We start from the raw sequence: 25,274 nt of genomic DNA, 5'->3' as shown, positions 1-25,274 counted from the left end.
GCCGTCGTCGTCGGTGCGTCCCGCCGGAGCGTGCGGGGCGCCGCCGGGCGGCTCAGTGCCGCGTGTCGACGTACAGCGCGTCCACGTCGGCCGCCAGGTCGGCGAGCACCTTCGCGCGCTTCACCTTGAGCGACGGCGTCAGGTAGCCGTTCGCCTCGGTGAAGTCCGTGGTCAGCACGCGGATCTTGCGGATCGACTCCGCGCGCGAGACGGCCTCGTTGGCGCGGTCGACGGCCCGGTCGAGGGCCTCGAGCACCTGCGGGTGCGTCGACGCCGCGACGACGTCCATGGGCGGCAGCCCGTGCGTCGTCAGCCATCCGGGCAGCATCTCCGCGTCGAGCGTGACGAGCGCGCCGATGAACGGCCGCTGGTCGCCGACGACCACGACCTGGCTGACGAGCGGGTGGCCGCGCAGCCGGTCCTCGAGCACGGCGGGGGCGACGTTCTTGCCGCCGGCCGTCACGATGATCTCCTTGCTGCGTCCCGTGATCCGCAGGTAGCCGTCCTCGTCGAGCGTCCCGAGGTCGCCGGTGCGGAACCACCCGTCGACGAGCGCCTCGGCGGTCGCCTCCGGCTGGTTCCGGTAGCCGCGGAAGACGTGCGGCCCCTGCACCCAGATCGCGCCGTCGTCGTCGACGCGCAGCGCGGTGCCCGGGTATGCGGGACCCACGGTGCCGATCTTCGTGAGCTCGGGCCGGTTGACGGCCGTCGCGGCGGAGGTCTCCGTGAGGCCGTAGCCCTCCAGCACGTGCACCCCGATGCCGCGGTAGAAGTGGCCGAGCCGCTCGCCGAGCGGCGCGCCGCCGGACACGGCGTACTCGGCACGTCCGCCGAGCGCCTCCCGCAGCCGCTTGTGCACGAGGGCGCCGGCGAGCCGGTGCTGCGCCGTGAGCGCGGCGCTCGGGCCGCCCGCCGTGTCGCGGGCGCGGGAGTGCGCGATCGCGACCTTCGCGGCCCACCGGAACAGCCGCAGGCGCGCACCCGTGCCGGCCTTCTGCTCGGCCGCGTTGTAGACCTTCTCGAACACCCGCGGCACCGCCAGCACGAACGTCGGCCGGAACGACGCGAGGTCGGGCAGGAGGTTGCGCGTGTCGGGCGTGTGGCCCAGCACGGCGCCCGACGTCACGCAGAGCACCTCGATGAACCGCGCGAACACGTGCGCGAGCGGCATGAACAGCAGCGTCCGGGACGTGGGCGTGGAGACGACCTCCGCGAGGCCGACGGCGCCGTTGCGGGTGAGCTCGACGAAGTTGCCGTGCGTGAGCTCGACGCCCTTCGGCCGCCCCGTGGTGCCGGACGTGTAGATGACCGTGGCGAGGTCGGCCGCGCGCGTGGCGCGCCAGCGGCGCTCGACCTCCTCGTCCGTCACGTCGGCGCCGCGCTGCACGAGCGTCGTGAGCGCGCCCTCGTCGAGGACGAGCACCTCGGTGAGGTCCGGCAGGTCGTCCCGCACCTGCGCGACCACCGCCGCGTGCGCGGGCGTCTCGACGACGGCCGTCCGCACGCCCGCGTCGGAGGCGATCCAGCGCACCTGCTCCGCCGACGACGTCTCGTACACCGGCACGCCGACGCCGCCGGCCGCCCACACGGCGAAGTCGACGAGCGTCCACTCGTACCGCGTGCGGGACATGATGGCGACGCGGTCGCCCGGCTGCACGCCCGACGCGACGAGCCCCTTGGCGACGGCCGTCACCTCGGCGACGAACGCCTGCACGGTGACGGGCTGCCACGCGCCCCCGAAACCGGTCTGCCGCTCGGCGAACACGCCTCGCGGGTCGCGGGCGAGCCGGTCGGCGAGCATCGACGGGATCGACGCGCCGGGGTCGGCGGGGACCAGGGCGGGGGAGTGGAACTCTCGCATCGTCGGCTCCGGGACGGCGGCGGTGGACGCTGTCGACCCTAGACCTGCGGCGACGTGCCCGACGTGTCGTGCCGGTGCGTGGGGTCGAGCACACGCTGCAGGAACGCCTGCGTGCGGGCCTCGCGCGGCGCGCCGACGACCTGGTCGGCCGGCCCGTCCTCGACGACCTGCCCGTCGTCCATGAACACCACCCGGTCGCCGACCTCGCGCGCGAACGCCATCTCGTGCGTCACGACGAGCATCGTCATGCCGGCGTCGGCGAGGTCGCGCATGACGCCGAGGACGTCGCCGACGAGCTCGGGGTCGAGGGCCGACGTCGGCTCGTCGAAGAGCATGAGCTGCGGGTCCATCGACAGCGCGCGCGCGATGGCGACGCGCTGCTGCTGGCCGCCGGAGAGCTGGGACGGCATGGCCTGCGCCCGGTCCGCGAGGCCGACCCGCTCGAGGTTCGCCAGGGCGACGCGCTCGGCCTCGGCCCGGCTGCGGCGCAGCACGGTGCGCTGCGCCATCGTGCAGTTGTCGAGGACGGTGCGGTGGCTGAACAGGTTGAACTGCTGGAAGACCATGCCGACGTGCGTCCGCACGCGGTCGATGTCGACGTCGGGGTCGGTGACCTCGGCGCCGAGCAGCTCGATCGTCCCGGACGTCGGCTGCTCGAGGAGGTTGACGCAGCGCAGCAGCGTCGACTTGCCCGAGCCGGAGGGCCCGATGACGCACACGACCTCGCCGGCGCGCACCTGCACGTCGATGCCGCGCAGCACCTCCCGCTCGCCGAACGACTTGCGCAGGTCGCGGATGGCGACGACGGGCCGGGTGGTGTCGGCGGTCATGCGCGGCCTCCGGTGCGCCGCTCGAGCCGGCGTGCGACCAGGCCGAGCGGGATGGTGATGATCAGGTAGCAGGCCCCGATGACGAACAGGCCCGTGAGGCCCCCGGACGCGGTCGAGAGGGCGTCGCGGCCGACCTTCGTCAGCTCGAAGAACTCGGGTGTCTGGCCGACGACGAACAGCAGCGAGGTGTCCTTCGTCAGGAGCAGCACCTCGTTGGTGAGCGGCGGCAGGACGGTGCGGAAGGCCTGCGGCAGGACGACCTGCAGCATCGTGCGGGTGTGCGACATGCCGAGGGAGCGCGCCGCCTCGACCTGCCCCCGCGGGACGGACTCGACCCCGGCCCGGACGGTCTCCGAGATGTACGCCGCCGACACCGAGCCGAGCGCGATGGCCGCGATGGCGACGATCGACGTGAACGCGACGCCGAACGCGATCGGCACCGCGTACGCGACCGCGATGACGACGAGCAGCGCCGGGATCCCGCGGAAGAACTCCACGTACGTCGTGGCGATCCAGCGGTACGGCGCGACCGACGACAGCCGCATGAGCGCCAGCAGCGTGCCCAGGCTCAGACCCACCGCGAACGCGGCGAGCGTGTACCGGACGGTGTTGTAGAACGCCCGGGGGAGGCGGTCGAGGATCTCGCCCGCCGCGGCGGGGTTGAAGATCGTCTGCCCGACCGTGCCCCAGTCGGCCGTCGCGACCAGCAGGCCCAGGACGGCCAGCAGCACGGCGTACTGCACGCCGCGCGCGACGCGCGCCCGCCGGCGCGGGCTCGTGCGAGCCCGGCCGGCGGCGGCCGAGAGGTCGACGGACATCAGTCGGTGGGCTCGGCCGACGCCGTGGGCTCGGCCGACGCGTCCGAGCCGGCGGTGCCGAAGTACTCGGCGACCAGCGCGTCGTACGTGCCGTCCTGCGTGACCCGGGCGAGCGTCTCGTTCGCGGCCTCGAGCAGCGCGGTGTTGCCCTTGCGCACGCCGAACCCGTACTGCTCGCCGGTCGTGATGACGTACGCGACGGTGAGGCCGTCGCCCTCGAACGGCTCGAGGACCGTCACGTCGTTGACGACCGCGTCGACCTGGCCGTTGCGCAGCGACTGGACCTGCAGGCCCAGGTCCTCGAACTGCGTGCCGGTCAGGCCCTGCTCGGTCACCCAGTCGGCGCCCGTCGTCGCCTGCTGCACCCCGAGCGTGAGGCCCTCGAGGTCGTCCTCGGACGCGACGGTCGTGCCCTCGGCGACGAGGACGCCCTGGTCGGCGTCGAAGTACGGGTCGGTGAAGTCGATGTTCTGCTTGCGACCGTCGGTGATGGTTATGGCCGAGGCGACGACGTCGCACTGCCGCGCGTTGAGCGCCGCACCCGACTCGATCGCGTCGAAGCCGGTGTTCAGCGGCCGGAGCTCGACGCCGAGGTCAGCCGCGATCTCGCCGGTGAGCGCCATGTCGAGGCCGACGATCTCGCCGTCCTCCTCGTACTCGAAGGGCTCGTACGGCGGGTTGGTGCAGACGGTGAGCGAGCCGGCCTGCACGAGCTCGACGCCGCCGGCCGCCGTGGCGGCGGGATCCGGCTCGTCGGAGCCCGAGCCGCCGGAGCAGGCACCGAGGGCGAGGACGGCGACGGCCGCGACGGCGGACGTGCGGATGAGGTGACGCATGGTGTTCCTTCCGTGCTGGAGCGCGGATGACTATACGTCGCCCAGCATGCCTATGCGGAATCGGGTGGGCACGGGACCAGCGTCCCACCGGCCGCGCTCGGCGGCACCGTGGCCGGTCCCGGGGACCGGCCACGGCGTCCGGGTCAGGAGCGCGCGACGGCCTCGCCCAGGCGGGCGTCGCGCGCGACGACGGCGTCGCCGTCGGCCTCCGCGAGCTCGAGCGTGCCCGTGGCGCGGCCCGCGGACCGCACGTCGTCCAGCGCGACCTCGACGGCCGCGCGCAGGGCGCCGGGCACCACGAGCACCGCGTGCTCGATCGGCGTGCGCATCGACACCTTGGCCTCCGACTTCACCTTGCGCAGCGCCGCCAGCGCGGCACCCGCCGCGGCGACCACGCCCGCGTCCGCGTCACCGGCCGCCGCACGCAGCGGCTCGGCGGTCGGCCACGGCGCGCGGTGCACCGAGCCCTCGCGCCACCACGACCAGACCTCCTCGGTCGCGAACGGCAGCACCGGCGCGAACAGCCGCAGCAGGGTGTCGAGGGCGATCCCGAGGGCGGCGCGCGCCGAGGCGGTCGCCGCCGGGACCTCGCCGGCCGCGGCGCCCGCCCCGTACGCGCGGTCCTTGACCAGCTCGAGGTAGTCGTCGCAGAACGTCCAGAAGAACGTCTCCGTCGTCTCCAGCGCGCGCGTGTGGTCGTAGGACTCGAGCGCGGCCGTGGCCGTCTCGACCACCTGCGCGAGGCCCGCGAGCATCGCGCGGTCGAGCGTCTCGGTGACGAGGGCCGGGTCGGTGACCACCGGCTCGGTCGGGTCGCCGAACGACAGCACGAACTTGCTGGCGTTGAGCACCTTGATGGCGAGGCGGCGGCCGATCTTCATCTGGCCGACCTCGAACGCCGCGTCGGTGCCGAGGCGCGCCGAGGCCGCCCAGTACCGCACCGCGTCGGAGCCGTGCTCCTCGAGCAGGCCCAGCGGCGTGACGACGTTGCCCTTGGACTTGCTCATCTTCTTGCGGTCGGGGTCGAGGATCCAGCCGCTGATCGCGGCGTCCGTCCACGGCAGCGAGCCGTTCTCCAGGTGCGCGCGCACCACGCTCGAGAACAGCCAGGTCCGGATGATGTCCTGGCCCTGCGGACGCAGGTCCATGGGGAACGTGCGCGCGAACAGGTCCGGGTCGTCCAGCCAGCCGCACACGATCTGCGGCGTCAGGGAGCTGGTCGCCCACGTGTCCATGACGTCGGGGTCGGCGACGAAGCCGCCGGGCGCGCCGCGCTGCTCGGCCGTGTAGCCCGGGGGCACGTCGCTCGTCGGGTCGATCGGCAGCGACGCCTCGTCGGGCGTGATCGGCGCGTCGTAGCGGGGCTCGCCGGCCTCGTCGAGCGGGTACCACACCGGGAACGGCACGCCGAAGAAGCGCTGGCGCGACACCAGCCAGTCGCCGTTGAGGCCGCCGACCCAGTTCTCGTAGCGCACCCGCATGAAGTCGGGGTGGAAGCCGAGCTCCGCGCCGCGCGCGAGCAGGGCCGTGCGCAGGTCCTCGTCGCGACCGCCGTTGCGGATGTACCACTGACGGCTCGTGACGATCTCGAGCGGCTTGTCGCCCTTCTCGTAGAAGTTCGCCTTGCGCTGCGTCGCGACGGGCTCGCCGAGCAGGTCGCCCGAGTCCCGCAGCGCGGCGACGAGCGTCTCGCGCGCCGAGAACGTCGTCCTCCCGGCGATCTCGCCGTACAGCGCGCGGCCGTCCTCGACCGCGATCCACTCGGGGACGTCGCGCAGGAGGCGGCCGTCGCGGCCGACCACCGAGCGCGTCGGCAGGCGCAGCTCGCGCCACCACTGCACGTCCGTCAGGTCCCCGAACGTGCAGCACATGGCGATGCCCGCGCCCTTGTCGGGCTCCGCGGCCGGGTGCGCGAGCACGGGGAGCTCGACGCCGAACAGCGGGCTGGTCACGGTGGTGCCGAACAGGTGCTGGTAGCGCTCGTCGTCCGGGTGGGCGATGAGCGCGACGCAGGCGGGCAGCAGCTCCGGACGCGTCGTCTCGATGACGACGGCCTCGCCGTCGGGGCGGTGGAAGGCGACCTTGTGGAAGGCGCCCGGGTAGTCGCGCGCCTCGAGCTCGGCCTGCGCGACCGCCGTCTGGAACGTCACGTCCCACAGACCCGGCGCCTCCGCCTGGTACGCCTCGCCGCGCTCGAGGTTGCGCAGGAAGGCCCGCTGCGACACCGCGCGGGCCTTGCGCCCGATCGTCTGGTAGGTCAGCGACCAGTCGACGGACAGGCCCAGCCGGCGCCACAGCGCCTCGAACTGCTGCTCGTCCTCGGCCGTCAGGCGCTCGCACAGCTCGATGAAGTTGCGGCGGGACACCGGCACCTGGTCGCCCGGCTTCACGGCCTTGCCGTCCGTGCCCTGGTGCGGCGGCGTGAGATCGGGGTCGTAGGGCAGCGACGGGTCGCAGCGCACGCCGTAGTAGTTCTGCACGCGGCGCTCGGTGGGCAGCCCGTTGTCGTCCCAGCCCATGGGGTAGAAGACCTCGGCGCCACGCATGCGGCGGTAGCGCGCGACGACGTCGGTGTGCGTGAACGAGAAGACGTGGCCCACGTGCAGCGAGCCGGAGACCGTGGGCGGCGGGGTGTCGATCGAGTACACCTGCGCGCGCTCCTTCGAGCGGTCGAAGGAGTACGCGCCGGCGGCGGTCCACGCGCCGTCCCAGCGCTCCTCGAGCCCGTCGACGGTGACCTTGTCCGGTACCTGGCGGGCGGGGGCGCTCGTCGGGGCGTCGGGACGTGAGGTCAGGTCGGTCATGGGCACACATCCTTCCACGCGCGCCGCACCGCCCCGACGCGACGGGTCAGGCGTCCTCGCGGCCGGCGCGCCGCGCCCGGTACGCCGCGACGTGCGCGCGGTTGCCGCAGCCGTTGACGTCGCAGAACCGCCGCGACCGGTTGCGGGACAGGTCGACGAGCACCGCGGTGCAGTCGTCGGCGGCACAGGTGCCCATGCGGTCCCACTCGTCGGACCGCACGAGGTCGGCGGCGGCGAGCGCGGTCTCGGCGAGGACGACGGAGGCGAGCGGGGCGTCGTCGGCGGTCGCGTGCAGGTGCCAGTCCATGTGGTCGTGCCGGACGAGCGACGGCACCGCCCGCGCGTCGCGCAGCATCGCGTTGACCGCGTCGGCCGCCGCGTCGCGGTCGGCGCCCCACAGCGTGCCGACGCGGTCCCGGGCGGCGCGCACGGCTACGAGCTCGGCCGCGTCCCCGCCGTGCGGGCCCGTGTAGAGCCAGCGCGCCCGGTAGGCCGCCACGTCGGCGACCGAGGCGAGGGCGTCCGTGCCGTCCCGCCGCCGTGCCGTGTTCACCAGGTCGGCGGCCGCCCGGAGGTTGGCCTCGGTGTCATGGGCGAAAAGCACGTTGACTCCTGTCGCGACGGCGCCGTAGCGTCACGAGCATAGGAGCGGATGACACCTGGCCCGGCACACCGGGCACCGGGGCCCCCGGGACGCGTCACCGCCTCGCCGCGACGGCCGCCGGCCGGCGCGTCCGTCCGCCCGCGACCGCGGGCCCGGGTGTCGGGAGACCCACGTGCAGGGCACGCGTGCGCGCAGCGCAGGGATCGTCGCGGGGCTGCTGGCCGCGCTCGCCTTCGCCACGAGCGGCCCGGTGGTCAAGCCGCTGCTCGCCGCCGGGTGGTCGCCGGGCGCCGCGATCGTCGTCCGCCTGACCCTCGGGGCGCTGCTGCTCGCGGGCCCCGCCCTGTGGGCGCTGCGGGGGCGCTGGTCCGTGCTGCGCGCGGACGCCGGCACGGTCGTCGGCCTCGGGGTGATGGGCGTGGCCGGCGCCGCGACGCTCTACTTCCTCGCCGTCGACCGGCTGCCCGTCGCCGTCGCGCTGCTCGTGGAGTTCACCGGGCCGCTCCTGCTCGTCCTGTGGGGGTGGGTGCGCAGCCGGCGTGCCCCCTCCCGCACGACCCTCGTCGGGGCCGCGCTCGCCATGGGCGGCCTCGTGCTCGTCCTGGACGTCACGGGCGCCGTGACCCTCGACCCGCTCGGGCTCCTGTTCGCGCTCGGCGCCGCGGTCGGCAACGCCGCCTACTTCGCGCTCACGGCCCGCCCGATCGCCCTGCCGCCCGTGACGCTCGCCGGGGCCGCGATGGCGGTCGGCGCCGCCACGGTCGGGCTGCTCGCGCTCGTGGGCGTGCTGCCGGTCGCGGCGCCGGACGTGCGCGTCGACGTGCTCGGCACCACCGTGCACTGGGCGGTGCCGCTCGCCGTCGTCGGGGTGCTCCCCACCGCGGTCGCGTACGGGGTGTCGGCGGCGTCCGTGCGCCTGCTGGGGGAGCGCGTCGCGTCGTTCCTCGCCCTGTCCGAGGTGCTGTTCGCCGTCCTGCTCGCCTGGGTGCTGCTGGCCGAGGCGCCGAGCGGCGTCCAGGTGGTCGGGGCGGCGCTGGTCGTCGCCGGCGTCGCGGTGGTGCGGCGCGGCGCGGACCGCGACGTCGGCTCCGGGGCCGCGCCGGTGCCCGCGGCGGAGGTCGCACCGGCCGCCGTCGCACCGCCGACCGACGTCCCGCCCGCCGACGTCCCGCCCGCCGGCGCCGCCGTCACCCCCCGAGCGTGAGCCGCAGGACCCGCTCGTCGCTGTTGTCCGCCACCGAGTCCTTGTCGCCGCGCGTGCTCGTCGTGACCCACAGCGTCCCGCCGGCGCCGGGCTCGACCGTGCGCAGGCGGCCGTAGGTCCCCTGCAGCAGGGACTGCACCCCGGTCAGCGACCCGTCGGCCGTGATGGTCGCGCGGTAGAGACGCGTGCCGCGCAGGCAGGCGATCCACAGCGTGTCGCGCACGACGGCGATGCCCGAGCAGGACGCCGCGGCGACCGGCGTGGTCAGCCTCGGCGCGACGAGCCCGGGCGCGGAGCAGCTGCCGCTCGTGCCCTCGCACTGCGGCCAGCCGTAGTTGCCGCCGCGCACGACCAGGTTCGTCTCGTCCATCACGGAGTTGCCGAACTCCTGCTGCCACAGCCGCCCGCGCGAGTCGAACGCGAGACCCTGCGGGTTGCGGTGGCCGTAGCTCCAGACCGCGTTGCCGAACGGGTTGTCCGCCGGGACGCGCCCGTCGGGGTGGATGCGCAGCACCTTGCCGGCGAGGTTCGCCGTGTCCTGCGCCCACTGCGGGTTCTGCCCGTCGCCCGTGGCGACGTACAGCATGCCGTCCGGCCCGAACCGCAGGCGTCCGCCGTTGTGGTACTTGTTCCGCGGGATGCCCTGCACGAGCACCTGCGGCGTCCCGGACAGCGCGCCGTCGACGTACCGCACGCGGACCACGCGGTTGTCCGTCGCGGTCGTGTGCATGACGTACAGCCAGGGGTCGGCCGTGAAGTCCCCGGCGACCGCCAGGCCGAGCAGCCCGCCCTCCCCGTCCGTGCCGACGAGCCCGGGCAGGGTCCCGACAACCCGGGTGGCCCCCGTCGCCGGTTCGAGGCGGACGACCTGCCCCGCGTCGCGGCGTCCGTAGAGCACGGAGCCGTCGGGCAGCTCGACGAGGCCCCACGGCAGGTCGCGGTCCGTCGCGACCGTGCGCACGGAGCAGATCGCGCTGCTGCACCCGGAGCCGGTCGTCACGCGGGCGGCGGCGGACGACGGGGAGCGGTTGCCCGCCTGGTCGCGCGCCCGGACCGTGTAGGCGTACGCCGTGGCGGGCGCCAGCCCGGAGTCGACGAACGACGTCGCGGACCCGGGCACCTGACCCACGACGGCGCCGTCGCGCAGCACCTCGTACCAGGTGACCCCGACCGCGTCGGTCGAGGCGGTCCACCGCACCGTGACGGACGTGCCCGCGGCGCTCGCGGTCACGCCGGTGGGCGTGGTCGGGGCGGTCGTGTCCGTCTGGCACGGCGGCACCGCGAGCTCGAGCGTCGGGCTGGCCTGCGACACGTTGCCCGCGGCGTCGCGCGCGTTGACGTACAGGCCCCATGTGACGCCGGGCACGAGGGTGAGCGGCGTGCTCGTCGTCGGCGCGGGGACGCTGAGCATGTGCTGGCCGTCGTGGTAGACGTCGTAGGCGGTGACGCCGACGTCGTCGGTCGCGGCGGACCACGTCAGCGTCGCGGCCGTGCACGTGAGGCCGGTGACGCGCAGCCCGCCCGGGGCGGTCGGTGCCGCGGTGTCGGCGCCCACGGGCTCCAGCCGCCACTGCTCGTTGGCCCCGCCGTGGTCCCGCCACTGGATGACGCGGGCGCCGTCGGCGCGCGAGGCGTCGCGGACGTCGAGGACCATCCCGCTGTGCCGCAGGGCGAGCCGCACGTGCCCGTCGGGGGAGTCGAGGAGCCGGACCTGCTGGTGGGCCGCGGTGCCCGCGGTCGCCTGGACCGCGGCGGCGCCGCGCGTGCGGGACGCGTCGGCGACCTCGACGGCCTTGCCGGAGTGCCGCGCGCGCAGCGAGTACCAGCCGTCGCCGGCGTCGACGAACCGCCACTGCTGCGACGCCCGGCCGTCGCGCGTCGTCTGGACGAGCGCGGCGCCGTCCGCCGTGGACGCCCCGCCGACGTCGAGCGCCTTGCCGCTGTGCCGGTTGACGAGCACGTACCAGCGCCCCGGGTCGACGGTCGCGGCGGTGGCCGGCGCGGCGGCCGCCGGGACGCCGAGCGCGGCGAGCACGGCGACGAGGACCCCCGCCAGGAGGCGGCGCCGGGCCTGCAGCAGGTCGGGGAGCGGGGGGTGCAGCAGGTCGTGCAGCGGCGTGCGGCGCCGAGGTGCGGCGGGCGCGGGTCGGTGGTCGGGTGCGGGCGTGGTCGGCGGCATCGTCGGGTCCCTTCGGGCGCGGCTGCTCGTGACCCTCCGCCGCACGCCGCCGGTCGGCAAGGCCCGCGGCGGCTCTGAAGCGGTTCAGCACGGGTGGTCGCCGTACGACGCGCTGCCGAGGCGGCTCGACGTCGGTCCGCCGCCATCGCCTTCACGGGGCTGCGGCCGGCGGCCGCCCGGGCCGCGGACGTCGTGGAGCGCCGGGACGGGTGCCGTGCGCGGCGTGATCGACCGCACGTGGCCGCTCGCGCAGGCCGCGGACGCGCACGCCTACGTGGAGGCGGGGCACAAGGCGGGCACGGTCCTGCTCCTGCCCTGAGCAGCCCCGCGCGACCGCGTATCGTCACGAGAGGCGGTGCCCCGGGGCGCCGCGACGACACCCACGTGGAGGACGACGGATGGCTGACCTGACGGTCGGGTACGCGGCGATGCTGGAGCAGTTCCACCCCCGGGAGGCGGTCGAGCTCTCGGCGTACGCGGAGCAGCACGGCTTCTCCGGCGTCATGGCCGCCGACCACTTCCAGCCGTGGGTGCCCGCGCAGGGCCAGTCGTCGTTCGTGTGGAACGTGCTGACGGCGATCGGCGAGCGCACGACCGGTGACATGGGGCCGGGCGTCACGGCGCCGACCTTCCGGTGGCACCCGGCGATGGTCGCGCAGGCGTCCGCCACGCTGGCCGCGATGTACCCGGGGCGCCACTGGCTGGGCCTGGGCTCCGGCGAGGCGCTCAACGAGCACGTCGTGGCCGGCTACTGGCCCGAGGCGCCCGAGCGGATCAACCGCATGTTCGAGGCGATCGAGATCATCAAGAAGCTGTTCACCGCGTCGCTCGCCGGAAAGGACGTCAAGCACGCGGGGCCGTTCTACAAGCTCGAGTCGACGCGCCTGTGGACCATGCCGGAGGAGGCGCCCGAGATCCTCGTGGCCACGGCCGGCCCGGTGACCGCCAAGCGCACCGGCAAGCACGCGGACGGGATCATCACGGTCGGCGCGCCGCTCGAGAAGATCTCCGGCCTCTTCGGCAAGTTCGCCGAGGGCGCGCGCGAGGCCGGCAAGGACCCCGACGCGATGCCGAAGGTGCTGCAGCTGCACCTGTCGTGGGCGGAGACCGACGAGCAGGCGCTCGCGAACGCGGTGCACGAGTGGCCCAACGGCGGCATGAAGTTCCCCAAGGCCGACATCCGCTCGCCGTTCGACTTCGAGCAGATGGCCAAGCTGGTCCGTCCCGAGGACTTCCAGGGGCGCATGGTGATCTCGGCGGACCCCGACGTCCACCGCGCCGAGATCCAGAAGTACGTCGACCTCGGCTTCGACCGCATCTACCTGCACAACGTGGGCCGCAACCAGCGCGAGTGGGTCGAGGTGTTCGGCCGCGACGTGCTGCCGAAGCTGGTGCGGTGACGGTCCGGTGACCGAGCTGCGCGTGTGGGCGCCGGACGGCGTCCCCGAGGTCGTCCCGGGCGACGACCTCGTCGCCCTGCTGGCGGCCGCCCTCGACGCGGACGCCGCCGCCGAGCCGTCGCACGCGCTCGCGGACGGCGACGTGCTCGTCGTGACGAGCAAGGTGCTGTCGAAGGCGGAGGGGCGGGTGGTCGCCGCCGACGACCGCGAGCAGGCCATCACCGACGAGACGGTGCGCGTCGTCGCCACCCGCGAGCACCCGGGCGGGGTGACCCGCATCGTCGAGAACCGGCTGGGGCTCGTCATGGCCGCGGCGGGTGTCGACGCGTCGAACACCCCCGAGGGCACCGTGCTGCTGCTGCCGGTGGACCCCGACGCCTCGGCCCGGGCGCTGCGCGCCGGGCTGCAGGCGCACCACGGCGTGTTGCTCGGCGTCGTCGTCACCGACACCGCCGGGCGGCCGTGGCGGCAGGGCGTGACCGACCTCGCGATCGGCGCGGCCGGCGTCCAGGTGCTCGACGACCTGCGGGGCCAGCTCGACTCCCACGGCCGGCCCCTGACGATGACGGTCGCCGCCGTGGCGGACGAGCTCGCGAGCGCCGCCGAGCTGGTCAAGGGCAAGGCCGCCGGCCGGCCGGTCGCCGTGGTGCGGGGCGTGGGCCACCTCGTCACGGCCGACGACGGTCCGGGGGCGCGCCTCCTCGTGCGCACCGGTCCGGACGACATGTTCCACCAGGGCTCCGCCGAGGCGTACGCGCAGGGGTGGAAGGACGCGCTCGCGGCCGACGAGCGCTGAGCGACGCACCGCTCCGGTGGGCCCGGTGTCGGACGTCCGTGCAGGTCAGCCGTCCGTGAGCAGGGCTTCCGCGTGGTCGGACGGGTGCGTGGGTGAGATCCGGGACGCGTCGTTCCGCATCGGTGCGAGCGGAGTTATCGTCGAAGACGACTCGAGTCGTCCACCGTCCTGACTCCACCCAGGAGACTCTCGTGCGTCCTCGTCCGACCCCCGTCCGTCTGCTCGTCGCGGCCCTCACGGCCGCCCTCCTGGGCGGCGCCGCGGCGCCCGCCCACGCCACCGCCGCCAACCCGTACGAGCGCGGCCCCGCCCCGACCGCGTCCTCCCTCGAGGCGACGCGTGGCCCGTTCACCGTCGAGCAGGTCACGGTGTCCCGGTACAGCGTGTCCGGCTTCGGCGGCGGCACGATCTACTACCCGTCCGACCAGTCGCAGGGCACGTTCGGCGCCGTCGCCGTCTCGCCCGGCTACACCGCCCGGCAGTCGAGCATCGCGTGGCTCGGCCCGCGCCTCGCGTCGCAGGGCTTCGTCGTGTTCACGATCGACACCACGCGCACCAGCGACCAGCCGTCCTCGCGCGGCGACCAGCTGCTCGCCGCCCTGCGCCACCTGACGACCAGCAGCCCCGTGCGGACCCGCGTCGACCCGGCGCGGCTCGCGGTCATGGGGCACTCGATGGGCGGCGGCGGTGCGCTGGAGGCCGCCAAGGACGCCCCGACGCTGCAGGCGGCGATCCCGCTGACGCCGTGGAACATCGACAAGTCGTGGCCGGAGATCACGACGCCGACCCTCGTCATCGGGGCGCAGAACGACTCCGTGGCGTCGGTGCGGACGCACGCGGAGCCGTTCTACGAGTCCATCCCCGCGAGCACCCCGAAGACGTACCTGGAGCTGCGCGGCGCCAGCCACTACGCGCCGGTCGTGTCGAACACGACCATCGCCCGCAACAGCATCGCGTGGCTCAAGCGGTTCGTCGACGACGACCTGCGCTACGCGCCGTTCGTCTGCCCCGCGCCGTCGGGGTCGGCGTACTCCGAGGTGCGGTCGGTGTGCCCGTCCTGACGGGCTGCGCACTCAGCGGGCGGGCGCGGACGCGCGCGGACGGTAGACGAGGCGGCGGTACAGCACCTCGGCCGGTCCGCGGCGTCCCGCCCGCTCGAGGGCGACGGCGACGGCCACGGTGACGAGCCACACCCCGACGGCCCACGCGACCACGCCGGCCGAGGACAGGTGCTCGCCGAGCCCGCCCGCCCACGCGGCCAGCGGGAGGACGAACAGCACCGACTGCAGCAGGTAGCAGGTGAGCGACCGGACCCCGACGGCGCGCAGCGCGCGCCCCGCCGGGCCGAGCGTCGCGACCGTGCTGCGGCGCGCCACGACGACCCACGCGACGAGCGCCGCGAACGCCACGCCACCCGCGGTGCCGCTGACCTCGTGCAGGGCCGCCACGCCGAACAGCTCGCCGGCGTCCGGTGCCCACACCCGCGCCACCGCCAGCGCCATCGGCAGGCCGCCGACGACGCTCACCGCCAGGCCGCCCACCACCCACCGGCGCAGCAGCGGCAGGTGCGCCGCCGGGTCCTCCAGCACGCCGCGCCGCGCGAACCACAGTCCGAGGAGAACGAGCGGCAGTGCCGCCACCGCGCCCAGCGGCGCGATCAGCACGGACGCCGAGCGCAGCAGCATCGCGCCGAGCACCGAGCTCTCGGACGACGCCAGCACGTCCGACTGGCCCATGAGGTCGGGCTGGGTGGCGGACCAGGCCGCGAGGGTCTGGACCGCGCCCATGAGGACGCCGGAGACCACGAGCGCGATCCCGCCCACCACGGCCAGGCGGCGGCCCGGCGCGCGGACGAGCGGGACGGCGACGAGGCCTGCCACGCCGTAGATCGCGAGGATGTCGCCCCCGAACAGCAGCAGGATGTGCACGACGCCGAACACGACGAGCCACGCGGCACGGCGCAGCAGGTCGGCGCGGCACGCGGGCCACGGCACCCACGCGGCGGCCCGCCGCCGCACGACGACGCCGATGCCGTACCCGTAGAGCAGCGCGAACATCGGCATGGTCCGCCGGTCGACGAACAGCGAGACGACGCCGTCGACGACGCGGTCGAGCGTCGAGCCGTCCACCGGCCGGCTCCCGGCGCCGACCTGGACGCCCCACAGGTGCAGCACCGAGTTGGCGATCGCGATGCCGAGCAGCGCGAGGCCGCGTGCGACGTCGGGAGCGACGGCGCGGTCGGCGAGCGCGACAGGTGCGACGGACAGGGCCGGCGAGGGCGGGACCGGTGCCGGCGGGTGCGCCGCGGGCGGGTGCGGGGCGGGCCCCGGCGGTGTGGGCGTGCTCATGGGCACCATCCTGGCGAACCGGACGGGACGCACGCCTCGGTCGTGAGGTGGGTCTCGTCCTCCGTCGCCGGGGTGACCCGCGGCTCCGTCGTGCGGGCCCCGCCGAGGTCGGCCGACCGGTGGACGCGCCGACGCCCCCTGGCGGCCCGCGCTCCCGGCGCGGGCGTCAGCGTGCCGCCTTCGCCGCCGCCTTCGCCGCCTTCTTCGTCTCCCGGACCCTGCCGAGCGAGACCTGGTCCCGGACGTCGGCGATCGAGCGGAACTCGTCGTCGCCGTACGCGCCGGCGGCCTCGCGCCAGCCGGCGGGCGTGACGCCGCGCTGCTTGCCGAGCAGTGCGAGGAAGATCCGGGCCTTCTGGTCGCCGAAACCGGGCAGGGCCCTGAGCCGCCGCAGCACCGTGGCGCCGTCGGGGTCGCCGTCGGTCCACAGGCGCGTCACGTCGCCGTCGTACGCGTCGACCACGGCGCGCGCGACCGCCTGGATGCGGCCGGCCATCGAGCCGGGGTAGCGGTGCACCGCGGGCGGTGTCGCGCAGAGCGCCGCGAACGCCTCCGGGTCCGCGTCGGCGACACGCCGCGGGTCGAGCCCGCCCATCCGGTCGGCGATCTTCGCCGGCCCGGCGAACGCCGTCTCCATCGCCACCTGCTGGTCGAGCAGCATGCCGAGCAGCAGTGCGAAGGGGTCGTCGTCCAGCAGGCGGTCGGCCGCCGCGTCACCCGTCATCCAGAGCGCCATACGGGTCATCCTCGCGCACCCGGCTTCCACCGGCACGCACCTCCCTGCACACTGGGCACGCCGTCAGGTCGCGGCGGTGCTGAACTGGAGTCAGGGGGAGGAATGACCGGATCGGGGCGCGTGGCCGCGGCGGGCGGACGACGGGGACCGCGATGGAGTCCCTGACGAACGCGCGCGTCGTGGCGCTGCGCGAGCAGGTGCTGCGGCGCTGGGGGGACGACGTCGTCGAGGAGCACTGGGACGGACCGCTGTGGCGCGTCGGCGTGCCCCGGCACGGCTGGACCGTGGAGGCGGAGGACCTGGACGGGTACTGGGCCGTGCTCGTCGAGCCGCACGGGCACGCGTTCGAGACGCACGACGCGACGGTCGGCACGCTGGTGCGGCTCGTCGCCGCCGCCGTCGCCGGGGACCTGTGGCTGGTGCGGTGGCGCATCGGCCGGCTGGCGTCGGGCAGCTGGCTGGAGGACGGCGACGGCGTCGGGTTCACCGGCGGCCCGGGCGGCGCCTGGCTGGACCGCGTGGCGGCGTCGCTGCCGGGCTACCGGCGGACGCGTGCGCGGCTCCTCGACGAGCCGGCGGGTCCGGCGTGACGGCCGGGGTCGGCGCGTTCTGCGCGGCCGCGGTCGCCGCCGGGTGCGTGTGGGTGCTCCGCGACGCCGACGGGTACGTCTCGGTCGCCGCCGCGGACGGCGGACGCGCGGCCATGCCGTTCTGGTCGAGCCGCGCGCTGGCGGCGACCGTCGCCCGGCGGGCCCCGGCGCAGCACCGCCTCGTCCCGGAGCCCGTCGACCTGGAGGCGTTCCTCGGCCGGTGGTTGCCGGGGCTCGGCCGGGACGGGGCGCGCGTCGGCGTGGACTGGTCCGGGGTGCGCGCCCGTGGGCCGGAGGTGGAGCCGCACGAGCTGGCGGACGCGCTCGTCGTCGCCGGACGCGCCGGTCCGCGGACGGGCACGGGCGGGGCCGGCGTGGGGTGACGCCCGACGCCCGTGCGCGTCGCGCGCGTCAGGCGCCGGATGCGCACCCGGTCAGGGCGATCACCGGCCGGCCGGTGGTCGGGTGCGTGAGCACCTCCGCCTCGACGCGGTAGACCGCGCGCAGCAGCGCGGGGGTCAGGACCTCCTCGGGCGGTCCGGCCGCGGCCAGCCGGCCCTCCGCGAGCACGAGCACGTGCGTGCAGAACGCGGCGGCGAGGTTGAGGTCGTGCAGCGCGGCGACGGTCGTGACGCCGAGGTCGCGCACGAAGGCGAGCAGCGAGAGCTGCGCGCTGACGTCGAGGTGGTTGGTCGGCTCGTCGAGCAGGAGCAGGTCCGGCTCCTGCGCGAGCGCGCGGGCGACCTGCACCCGCTGCCGTTCGCCGCCGGACAGGGTCGACCACGCGCGGTCCGCCAGGTGCGCCGCGGAGGCGGCGGCGAGCGCCCGGTCGACGGCGCCCTCGTCGGAGTCCGTGCCCCACAGCGTCCGGTAGGGGATGCGGCCGAGCGCGACCACCTCGCGCACGCTGAGCGGCACCGTCGCGTTCGACTCCTGCTCGAGCACCGCCACGTGCCGGGCTCGGCGGCGTCGCGGCAGCGCGTGCACCGGGACCGCCGGTGCGGTGGCGCCTTCACCGGGCTCGGCGTCCGGGTCCGTGACGAGGACGGCGCCGCGCTCCGGCGGCAGGAGCCCGGCGACGAGCCGCAGGAGCGTCGTCTTGCCCGCGCCGTTGGGCCCGAGGAGTCCCGTGAGCGCGCCCGTCGGGGGCGTGGCGTCCACGCCGTCCACCACCCAGCGGCCGCCGAGGCGCGTCCCGACGCCGTCGATCCTCAGCTCCACGCCGTCCCCCGACCCCGGCGCAGCAGCACCGCGAACACCGGCACGCCCACGAGCGCCGTCACGATGCCCACCGGCAGCTCGCGCGGGTCGAACACCGTGCGGGCGAGCGTGTCCGCCCACACCAGGAAGACCGCGCCGGTGACGCCCGCGACCGGCAGCAGCCGCCGGTGGGCGGGCCCCGTCACGACCGAGACGGCGTGCGGGAGGATCAGCCCGACGAAGCCGATCGCGCCGCTGACCGCCACCATCGCGCCCGTCAGCAGCGCGACGAGCGTCATGAGGGTCCAGCGGGTGCGGTCCACCGCGATGCCGAGCGCGGCGGCGGACGTGTCGCCGAACGCGAACGCGTCCAGGCGCGTCGCCGCGGCCACCAGGACCGTCCCGACGACGACGAGCGCGCCGCCCGCGATCGCGACCGAGGACCACGTCGCGCCCGCGAGCGACCCCATGAGCCACGACAGGATCTCGCGGTACGAGTCGCCGGTCGCGGTCCAGAAGATGACGAACGACGTGCCGGCCGCGGCGAGCTGCGACACCGCCAGGCCCGCGAGCACCGCGCGCGCGGGCGTCAGCGTGCCGCTCGTACGGGCCAGCGTGAGCGTCGCGACGAGCGCCGCGAGCGCCCCGGCGAACGCCGCGACGGGCAGCAGCACCGCGACGCCCAGCACCAGCACCGCGACCGCCCCCAGCGACGCGCCCGACGACAGCCCCAGTAGGTACGGGTCCGCGAGGGGGTTGCGCGTCAGCGACTGCATGACCGCGCCCGCGACCGCCAGCCCCGCGCCGACCGCGGCGGCGGTGAGCACGCGGGGCAGGCGCAGGTCCCACACGATCGCGTCGTGCAGGCGTGACACGTCCGCGACGGGCAGCCCGAGGTGGCCGCCGACCGCGCGCGCCACCTCCCCGACGGAGAGGTCCGCCGGGCCGATCGTCACGGTGACGAGCAGGCTGACGACGAGCAGGGCGGCGCCGACGGCGAGCAGCAGCGGCAGCGGTGGGCGCAGGGGCGGACGGTCCACGGGCGGCGCGTCAGCCCCCGAGGCCCAGCGCGCGGACCTGCTCCACGAGGTCCGCGACGGTGTCGGCGTTGCGGACGCCCGCCTCGGACGCCGCGAACGGCACGACGACGTAGCGCCCCTCCCGCACGGCCGTGAGCTGCGCCGTCGCGGGGTTGGCCGCGAGCAGGTCGCGCTTCTTGTCCGCCGAGTTCCACGCGGAGTCGACGAGGACGAGGACGTCCGGGTCCGCCGCGACGACCTGCTCCCAGCCGACCGACGACCACGTGTCGTGCACGTCGGCGAAGACGTTCTCGAGGCCCGCGGCCCCGAGCATCATCTGCGGCGCCCCGATGCCCGCGCCGACGTAGGGCGTGTCCGTGCCGGACGACCACCACACGGCGGTCGGGCCGTCCAGCGGCTCGACGGCGTCGAGGGTCGCGCGCTGGTCGGCCACGACGTCCTCGGCGGCCTCGGGGGCGCCGAGCAGCGCGCCGGTCTCGCGGATCTCGTCGAACACGGCCTCGAACGTCAGCGGGTCGGGCTGGTAGCCCGCCGCCTTGCACGCCGACGGCGACACGTACGTGCCGATGCCGAGCTGCGCGAGGGCCGCGCGGTCGCCGGCCGCGTCGGGCGCGAAGTTCGACTCCCACCCGGCGTAGACGAGGTCGGGCTCGACCTCGAGCAGCGCCTCCTGGCCCGGCACCTTGTCGGACAGCACGGGGACGTCGGCGAGCTCGGCCGCCCACGGCTCGGGCGCGGGCCCGTCGCTGAACGCGGTGCCGACGAGCCGGTCCGCGAGGCCGAGGGCGGCGACCATCTCGGTGGTCGACGACTTGATCGTCACGATGCGCGAGGGCGGCGCCTCGAGGGTGACCTCGGTGCCGCAGTTGTCGACGGTCACCGGGTACGCCGCTGCGGACGACGTCGCTGCGGGGGAGCCCGTCGTGGCGGCACCGGTGGTGGACGTGGCCGCGCCGCCGCCGGCGCACGCCGCGAGGGCGACGGCCGGCAGCAGGGCGGCGACGAGCACGGCGGTGCGGGACGAGGCGGTGCGGGGCGGACGGGTGCGGGCGCGCGTGGGCATCGGGTCTCCGGGTGACGGGGCGCCGCGCACGCCGTCGGGCGCGGTGGTGGGGGAGGGTCGGCGCACGTCGCGTCGCGGAGGACCGTCCCAGCCCGGGGCGGTGCCACCCGGCCACGTGTCGGCCGGGTTCCGAGGCGTCACCCTAGGCACCGCACGGGGGGTGCGCGCAACCGGCACCCCGCCGCGTGCGATGCTCGGACGCGTCCCGCCCGCCGTCCAGGGAGCCCGCATGGCCACGTCCGTCGACCGCCCCCGCCGCGCCCTCGTCACCGGGGCGTCCTCCGGCATCGGTGCCGCCACCGTGCGCCGCCTGCGCGCCGAGGGGTGGGACGTCGTCGCGACCGCGCGCCGTGCCGACCGCCTCGCGGCCCTCGCCGCCGAGACCGGCGCGACGACCGTCGTCGCGGACGTGACCGACGACGCCGACGTCGCCGCGCTCGTCGCGCACGTGCGCGACACCGGCGGGCTCGACGCCGTGGTGAACAACGCGGGCGGTGCGTTCGGGCTGGACCCGGTCGCCGAGGCGGACGTGGCGCAGTGGCGCGCGATGTACGAGCTCAACGTGCTCGGCACGCTGCGCGTGACGCAGGGCGTGCTACCTCTCCTGCGCGCGGGTGGCGGCGGTGACGTCGTCGTCGTGACGTCCACCGCCGCGCACGGCGCCTACCCCGGCGGCGCGGGGTACACCGCCGCCAAGCACGCCGAGCGGATGCTGAGCGAGACGCTGCGGTGGGAGATCGTCGGCGAGCCGGTCCGGGTCATCGAGGTCGCGCCGGGCGCGGTCGCGACGGAGGAGTTCTCGCTCGTGCGCTTCGACGGCGACGCCGAGCGGGCCGCGCAGGTGTACGCGGGGTACGAGCCGCTCGTCGCCGAGGACGTCGCCGACGCGATCGTCTGGACGCTCACGCGGCCGGCGCACGTCAACGTCGACCTGCTCGTGGTGCGGCCCCGCGCGCAGGCGAACAACACGACGATCGCGCGCACGCAGGGCTGAGCCCCGGCGCCGGCCGGCGCGCACGGCCCGTCCGTGCGGGCGGCGCGCCGTCGACAGGTGAGGTCGACTCAGCATCCGGACGTCCCCGGGTGCGATGTCGGCGCGCGTGCCTACGCTGCACCGGTGCCCACCCCCACCGCACCGGCGTCGACCGGCGGCTCCGTCTCGACGACGCGGGCGCTCGCGCGGCTGATCCGGTGGGCGCGCCCCGCCGTGCCGCGCGTCGTCGCGGGCGGGCTCGCCACGCTGGCGGCCAGCCTGCTCGCGCTCGCGGTGCCGCAGGTGCTGCGCGGGGTCGTGAACGGGCCGCTCCTCACCGACGGCTCCCGCACCGCGGTCGTGCAGGCCGCGCTGCTCGTGCTCGCGCTCGGCGTGCTCGAGGCGTTCCTCGTGTGGTGCCGCCGTGCCCTCATCGCCACGCCCGGCACCGGCGTCGAGCGGCACATGCGCACCGACCTGTTCCGGCACCTGCTCGACCTGCCGGTCGCGGTGCACGACCGCTGGTCCGGCGGGCAGCTGCTGCAGCGCTCGATGGGCGACCTGCACACCGTGCGGCGGTGGATGGTCTTCGGGCTCGTCCAGCTCGTCGTGTCGGCCACCACCGTGCTGGTCGGCGCCGGCCTGATGGTCTACACGAGCCCGCTGCTCGGGCTCGTGTACCTCGCCGGCGCGGCGCCCGTCATCTGGCTGGGCTTCGCCTTCCGGCAGGACTACAAGGTGGTCGCGCGCCGCGCCCGCGACCAGGCCGGGGACCTCGCGACGTCCGTCGAGGAGTCGGTGCACGGCATCCGGGTGCTCAAGGCGTTCGGGCGCGGCGAGGACGCGCTCGAGGACTTCGTGCGCCAGGCCGACGACCTGCGGGAGACCGAGCTCGACAAGGCGCGCGCGCAGTCGCGCATGTCGTTCGCGCTCGCGTGGATCCCCGAGACGACGCTGGCGGTGTCGCTCGGCATCGGCGTGTGGCTCGCGGCGTCCGACCGCGTGAGCGTCGGGGCGCTCGTCGCGTTCTTCGCCACCGCCGCGGTGATGAACCGCCCCGTGGAGAGCCTCGGCCAGCTGCTCGCCATGACGCTCGACGCGCGCGCGGGCACCGACCGCTTCTTCGAGGTCATGGACACCGCGCCCGCCGTGCGCGACCCCGCGCACCCCGTCCCGCTGCCGCCCCCGCCCGCCGGCGGGTCGCGCGTCGAGCTCGCCGACGTGCGGTTCGCGCACGGCACCCGCGAGGACGCCGTGCTGCGCGGGGTCGACCTCGTGCTCGAGCCCGGCGAGACCACCGCGCTCGTCGGGCTGACGGGCAGCGGCAAGACGACGCTGCTGCAGCTGGTCCCGCGGCTGTACGACGTGACGGGCGGGACCGTGCGGATCGACGGCGTCGACGTCCGCGACCTCACCCGGCGCGACCTGCGCGGCGCCGTCGCCGTCGCCTTCGAGGACCCGATCCTGTTCTCCGCGTCCGTGCGCGACAACGTCCTCATGGGCGTGCCGGAGGAGGAGCTCGCACGCATGCCCGACGCCGCGCGGGACGCGGTCGTGCGCGAGGCGCTCGACGTCGCGCGTGCCGGGTTCGTCCACCGCCTCCCCGCCGGCCTCGACACCGTCATCGGGGAGGAGGGGCTCTCGCTCTCGGGCGGCCAGCGCCAGCGCGTCGCGCTCGCCCGGGCGATCGCCGGCCGACCGCGCGTGCTCGTCCTCGACGACCCCCTGTCCGCGCTCGACGTCGCCACCGAGGCCGACGTGACCGCCGGCCTGCGACGCATGCTCACCGGCACGACCACGCTCGTCGTCGCGCACCGGACGTCCACGGTCGCGCTCGCGGACCGCGTCGCCGTCCTCGAGGACGGCCGCGTCACGGGGGTCGGGCGGCACGCCGACCTGCTCGCGACCCACCCCCACTACCGGTACGTCCTCACGGCGGAGGCGGAGGCGGAGGCGGAGGCGGAGGCGGAGGCGGACGGCGGGCCGGACGGCGACGACCCCCACCGGCCTCCAGCGACGGGGACGGCCCCCGGGTCGGACCTGCCGCGCCCGCGCGGCGAGCGCACGGAGGCGACCCGATGAGCCGCACGGAGCCCGGGACCGGCGCACCGCCCGCACCCGCACCCGCCCCTCCTCACGCACCCGCACCCGGTGCCGCGCGCGACGAGGACGGCGACCTCGCGCTGCACCCGCGCGACGTGCGGCGCCGGTCGCTCGCGCTGCTCGGCTCGCTGCTGCGGCCCGTCACGCGTCGTGTCTGGACGACCGCTCTCGTGGTGGTCGGCGCGCAGCTCGCGCTCGTCGCCGGCCCGGCGCTCGTGGCACTGGGCATCGACCGCGGCCTGCCGGCCCTGCGGGACGGCGACGCGCGCCCGCTGCTCACCGTCGCCGGCACGTACGCCGTCGCGGCCCTCGTCGCGGGGGTGCTCACGGCCGCCACGGTGCGGTTCGCCGCGCGCGTGAGCCAGGCGGTCCTGCTCGACCTGCGCCGCCGGGTCTTCCGGCACACCCAGCGGCTCAGCCTGGAGTTCCACGAGCGGTACACGTCCGGCCGCGTCATCTCGCGGCAGACCTCCGACGTCGAGGCGCTGCGCGAGCTGCTGGACGGCGGCGTGACGACGCTCGCGGCGAGCGGACTGGCGATGGTCTTCACGGCGGTCAGCCTGGTCGTGCTCGACTGGCGCAGCGGGCTCGTCCTGCTGGTCGCCGTCGTGCCCGGCGTGCTGATCACGCGCTGGTTCCAGGTGCGCTCGCAGGCGCAGTACCGGCGCAGCCGCACGGCCGTGGCGCGCGTCATCGTGCGGTTCGTCGAGACCATGACGGGCATCCGCGCGGTGCAGGCCTTCCGGCGCGAGACGCAGGTGGCGGAGGTCTACGACGACCTCACCGAGGAGTACCGCGCCGCCAACGCGGAGGCGATCCGGGTCAACGGCGTGTTCGACACCGGGCTCGTGCTCATCGGCAACGTGACGGTCGCGGCCGTGCTGCTCGTGGGCGGGTTGCGGGTGCTCGACGGCGACCTCGCGGTCGGCGTGCTCGTCGCGGCGGTGCTGTACGCGCGGCGGTTCTTCGCGCCGCTCGCCCAGATCGGCATGTTCTACAACAGCTTCCAGTCCGCGACGGCGGCGCTCGAGAAGCTGTCGGCGCTGCTCGCGGAGGAGCCGACCGTGCCGGACCCGGAGCGCCCGGCCCACCTCCCCGCCGCGACCGGGGACGTGCGGTTCGAGGGCGTCGAGTTCGGGTACGGCACGGGTCCGACGGTCCTGCCGCGCCTCGACCTGCACCTGCCGGCCGGGCAGACGGTCGCGCTCGTCGGCGAGACGGGCGCCGGCAAGTCGACGGTCGCCAAGCTGCTCGCGCGGTTCTACGACCCCCGCGAGGGTGCGGTGCGCCTCGACGGCGTCGACCTGCGCGACCTCGACCCGGCGGACCTGCGCCGCGCCGTCGTCATGGTGACGCAGGAGGCGTACCTGTTCTCCGGGTCGGTCGGCGCGAACATCGCGCTCGGCCGCCCCGACGCCACGCCCGCCGAGATCGAGGCCGCCGCGCGGGCCGTCGGTGTGCACTTCCTCATCGCCGCGCTGCCCGAGGGGTACGACACGGGCGTCGACACCCGCGGCGTGCGACTCTCGGCGGGCCAGCGCCAGCTCGTGTCGTTCGCGCGCGCCTTCCTCGCCGACCCCGCCGTGCTCGTCCTCGACGAGGCCACCAGCTCGCTCGACATCCCCGGGGAGCAGCTCGTGCAGGAGGGCCTGCGCACGCTGCTGACGGGCCGCACCGCGGTCGTCATCGCGCACCGCCTGTCGACGGTGATGCACGCCGACCGCGTGCTCGTCGTCGACGGCGGCCGCGTCGTCGAGGACGGGAGCCCGGACGGGCTCGTCACCGCCGGAGGTCGCTTCGCGTCCCTGCACGCGCAGTGGCAGGAGTCGTTGCGCGCCTCCTGACGGCGGACGGGCCCGCGCCGTCCGGCGACGGGCCCGTCCGGTGCC

Annotated in this window: 22 protein-coding genes; 10 read left to right on the top strand and 12 right to left on the bottom strand. The window is 75.7% G+C overall.

The genetic code is table 11. The features are described from left to right. Nucleotides 1-52: 52 nt before the first annotated feature. The 6 genes from AB6N23_RS01690 to AB6N23_RS01665 all read right to left on the bottom strand — a co-directional run bounded on the left by AB6N23_RS01690 (nt 53) and on the right by AB6N23_RS01665 (nt 7,753). A complete protein-coding gene (locus tag AB6N23_RS01690; RefSeq protein WP_412864138.1) occupies nt 53-1,861 on the bottom strand; it encodes an AMP-dependent synthetase/ligase in 1,809 nt (602 codons plus the stop codon). Nucleotides 1,862-1,899: 38 nt separating this feature from the next. Next, nucleotides 1,900-2,691 (bottom strand): amino acid ABC transporter ATP-binding protein, encoded by a 792-nt coding sequence (locus tag AB6N23_RS01685; protein WP_412864136.1) that lies wholly within the window; start codon nt 2,689-2,691, stop codon nt 1,900-1,902. Beyond that, nucleotides 2,688-3,509: an amino acid ABC transporter permease gene (locus tag AB6N23_RS01680; protein WP_412864134.1), complete on the bottom strand. Its 822-nt coding sequence runs from the start codon at nt 3,507-3,509 to the stop codon at nt 2,688-2,690. The genes AB6N23_RS01685 and AB6N23_RS01680 overlap by 4 nt, the downstream gene beginning before the upstream one ends. Beyond that, nucleotides 3,509-4,345, bottom strand: a complete 837-nt coding sequence (locus tag AB6N23_RS01675; protein WP_412864132.1) for a transporter substrate-binding domain-containing protein — start codon at nt 4,343-4,345, stop codon at nt 3,509-3,511. Before AB6N23_RS01675 ends, AB6N23_RS01680 begins: the two co-directional genes overlap by 1 nt. 143 nt (nt 4,346-4,488) lie before the next feature. Next, nucleotides 4,489-7,149, bottom strand: a complete 2,661-nt coding sequence (gene valS, locus AB6N23_RS01670) for a valine--tRNA ligase (protein ID WP_412864130.1) — start codon at nt 7,147-7,149, stop codon at nt 4,489-4,491. A gap of 46 nt (nt 7,150-7,195) precedes the next feature. Further along, nucleotides 7,196-7,753: a CGNR zinc finger domain-containing protein gene (locus AB6N23_RS01665; RefSeq protein WP_412864128.1), complete on the bottom strand. Its 558-nt coding sequence runs from the start codon at nt 7,751-7,753 to the stop codon at nt 7,196-7,198. Between the two features lie 172 nt (nt 7,754-7,925). On the opposite strand from AB6N23_RS01665, the gene AB6N23_RS01660 reads away from it, so the two are divergent. Beyond that, nucleotides 7,926-8,957, top strand: coding sequence for an EamA family transporter (locus tag AB6N23_RS01660; protein ID WP_412864126.1), 1,032 nt, complete (start codon nt 7,926-7,928; stop codon nt 8,955-8,957). Here AB6N23_RS01660 and AB6N23_RS01655 read toward each other — a convergent pair. After that, on the bottom strand, nt 8,941-11,136 hold the full coding sequence (locus AB6N23_RS01655) for a PQQ-dependent sugar dehydrogenase (protein ID WP_412864124.1): 2,196 nt from the start codon (nt 11,134-11,136) through the stop codon (nt 8,941-8,943). The two genes, AB6N23_RS01660 and AB6N23_RS01655, sit on opposite strands and share 17 nt — an antisense overlap. Between AB6N23_RS01655 and AB6N23_RS01650 the strand changes: the two genes are divergently transcribed. From AB6N23_RS01650 to AB6N23_RS01635, 4 genes are all read left to right on the top strand, one after another. Then, on the top strand, nt 11,075-11,455 hold the full coding sequence (locus AB6N23_RS01650) for a zinc-binding dehydrogenase (RefSeq protein ID WP_412864122.1): 381 nt from the start codon (nt 11,075-11,077) through the stop codon (nt 11,453-11,455). The genes AB6N23_RS01655 and AB6N23_RS01650 overlap by 62 nt on opposite strands. Before the next feature lie 79 nt (nt 11,456-11,534). Beyond that, on the top strand, nt 11,535-12,536 hold the full coding sequence (locus AB6N23_RS01645; protein ID WP_412864120.1) for a TIGR03557 family F420-dependent LLM class oxidoreductase: 1,002 nt from the start codon (nt 11,535-11,537) through the stop codon (nt 12,534-12,536). A 7-nt stretch (nt 12,537-12,543) separates the two neighbouring features. Next, nucleotides 12,544-13,332, top strand: a complete 789-nt coding sequence (locus AB6N23_RS01640) for a coenzyme F420-0:L-glutamate ligase (protein ID WP_412864118.1) — start codon at nt 12,544-12,546, stop codon at nt 13,330-13,332. 191 nt (nt 13,333-13,523) lie between these two features. Further along, nucleotides 13,524-14,393, top strand: a complete 870-nt coding sequence (locus tag AB6N23_RS01635; protein WP_412864116.1) for an alpha/beta hydrolase family protein — start codon at nt 13,524-13,526, stop codon at nt 14,391-14,393. Nucleotides 14,394-14,405: 12 nt separating this feature from the next. On the opposite strand, the gene AB6N23_RS01630 is transcribed toward AB6N23_RS01635, so the two are convergent. Both AB6N23_RS01630 and AB6N23_RS01625 read right to left on the bottom strand, forming a co-directional pair. Next, nucleotides 14,406-15,680 carry a DUF418 domain-containing protein gene (locus tag AB6N23_RS01630; protein ID WP_412864114.1) on the bottom strand — a complete coding sequence of 425 codons (1,275 nt, stop codon included), beginning with the start codon at nt 15,678-15,680 and terminating at the stop codon, nt 14,406-14,408. Nucleotides 15,681-15,846: 166 nt separating this feature from the next. Continuing rightward, nucleotides 15,847-16,416 (bottom strand): HhH-GPD-type base excision DNA repair protein, encoded by a 570-nt coding sequence (locus tag AB6N23_RS01625; RefSeq protein ID WP_412864112.1) that lies wholly within the window; start codon nt 16,414-16,416, stop codon nt 15,847-15,849. A 152-nt stretch (nt 16,417-16,568) separates the two neighbouring features. On the opposite strand from AB6N23_RS01625, the gene AB6N23_RS01620 reads away from it, so the two are divergent. Further along, on the top strand, nt 16,569-17,006 hold the full coding sequence (locus tag AB6N23_RS01620) for a hypothetical protein (RefSeq protein WP_412864111.1): 438 nt from the start codon (nt 16,569-16,571) through the stop codon (nt 17,004-17,006). Beyond that, entirely contained in the window at nt 17,003-17,389 is a 387-nt protein-coding gene (locus AB6N23_RS01615) for a DUF2750 domain-containing protein (protein WP_412864109.1), read from the top strand. Before AB6N23_RS01620 ends, AB6N23_RS01615 begins: the two co-directional genes overlap by 4 nt. A gap of 28 nt (nt 17,390-17,417) precedes the next feature. Here AB6N23_RS01615 and AB6N23_RS01610 read toward each other — a convergent pair whose 3' ends face one another. From AB6N23_RS01610 to AB6N23_RS01600, 3 genes are read right to left on the bottom strand one after another with little or no spacing between them, the layout of a single operon-like run. Beyond that, complete coding sequence (locus tag AB6N23_RS01610; RefSeq protein ID WP_412864107.1) at nt 17,418-18,227, bottom strand: putative F420-0 ABC transporter ATP-binding protein; 810 nt, start codon at nt 18,225-18,227, stop codon at nt 17,418-17,420. Continuing rightward, the gene (locus AB6N23_RS01605; RefSeq protein ID WP_412864105.1) at nt 18,218-19,246 is read right to left on the bottom strand and encodes a putative F420-0 ABC transporter permease subunit; all 1,029 of its coding nucleotides are present in this window, start codon (nt 19,244-19,246) and stop codon (nt 18,218-18,220) included. Before AB6N23_RS01605 ends, AB6N23_RS01610 begins: the two co-directional genes overlap by 10 nt. Before the next feature lie 10 nt (nt 19,247-19,256). Continuing rightward, on the bottom strand, nt 19,257-20,309 hold the full coding sequence (locus tag AB6N23_RS01600; protein WP_412864103.1) for a putative F420-0 ABC transporter substrate-binding protein: 1,053 nt from the start codon (nt 20,307-20,309) through the stop codon (nt 19,257-19,259). A 229-nt stretch (nt 20,310-20,538) separates the two neighbouring features. On the opposite strand from AB6N23_RS01600, the gene AB6N23_RS01595 reads away from it, so the two are divergent. The 3 genes from AB6N23_RS01595 (at nt 20,539) to AB6N23_RS01585 (ending at nt 25,229) form a co-directional block, all read left to right on the top strand. Beyond that, on the top strand, nt 20,539-21,303 hold the full coding sequence (locus AB6N23_RS01595) for an SDR family oxidoreductase (protein ID WP_412864101.1): 765 nt from the start codon (nt 20,539-20,541) through the stop codon (nt 21,301-21,303). 123 nt (nt 21,304-21,426) lie between these two features. After that, entirely contained in the window at nt 21,427-23,364 is a 1,938-nt protein-coding gene (locus tag AB6N23_RS01590; protein ID WP_412864099.1) for an ABC transporter ATP-binding protein, read from the top strand. Next, nucleotides 23,361-25,229, top strand: coding sequence for an ABC transporter ATP-binding protein (locus tag AB6N23_RS01585; protein ID WP_412864097.1), 1,869 nt, complete (start codon nt 23,361-23,363; stop codon nt 25,227-25,229). The genes AB6N23_RS01590 and AB6N23_RS01585 overlap by 4 nt, the downstream gene beginning before the upstream one ends. The last annotated feature ends 45 nt before the right edge of the window (nt 25,230-25,274 follow it).

Origin of the sequence: Cellulomonas pasadenensis (assembly GCF_047229365.1) — a bacterium.
Classification (GTDB): domain Bacteria; phylum Actinomycetota; class Actinomycetes; order Actinomycetales; family Cellulomonadaceae; genus Cellulomonas.
The sequence above is the reverse complement of the archived record's forward strand: the minus strand, read 5'-3'. Positions and strand labels throughout refer to the sequence as shown.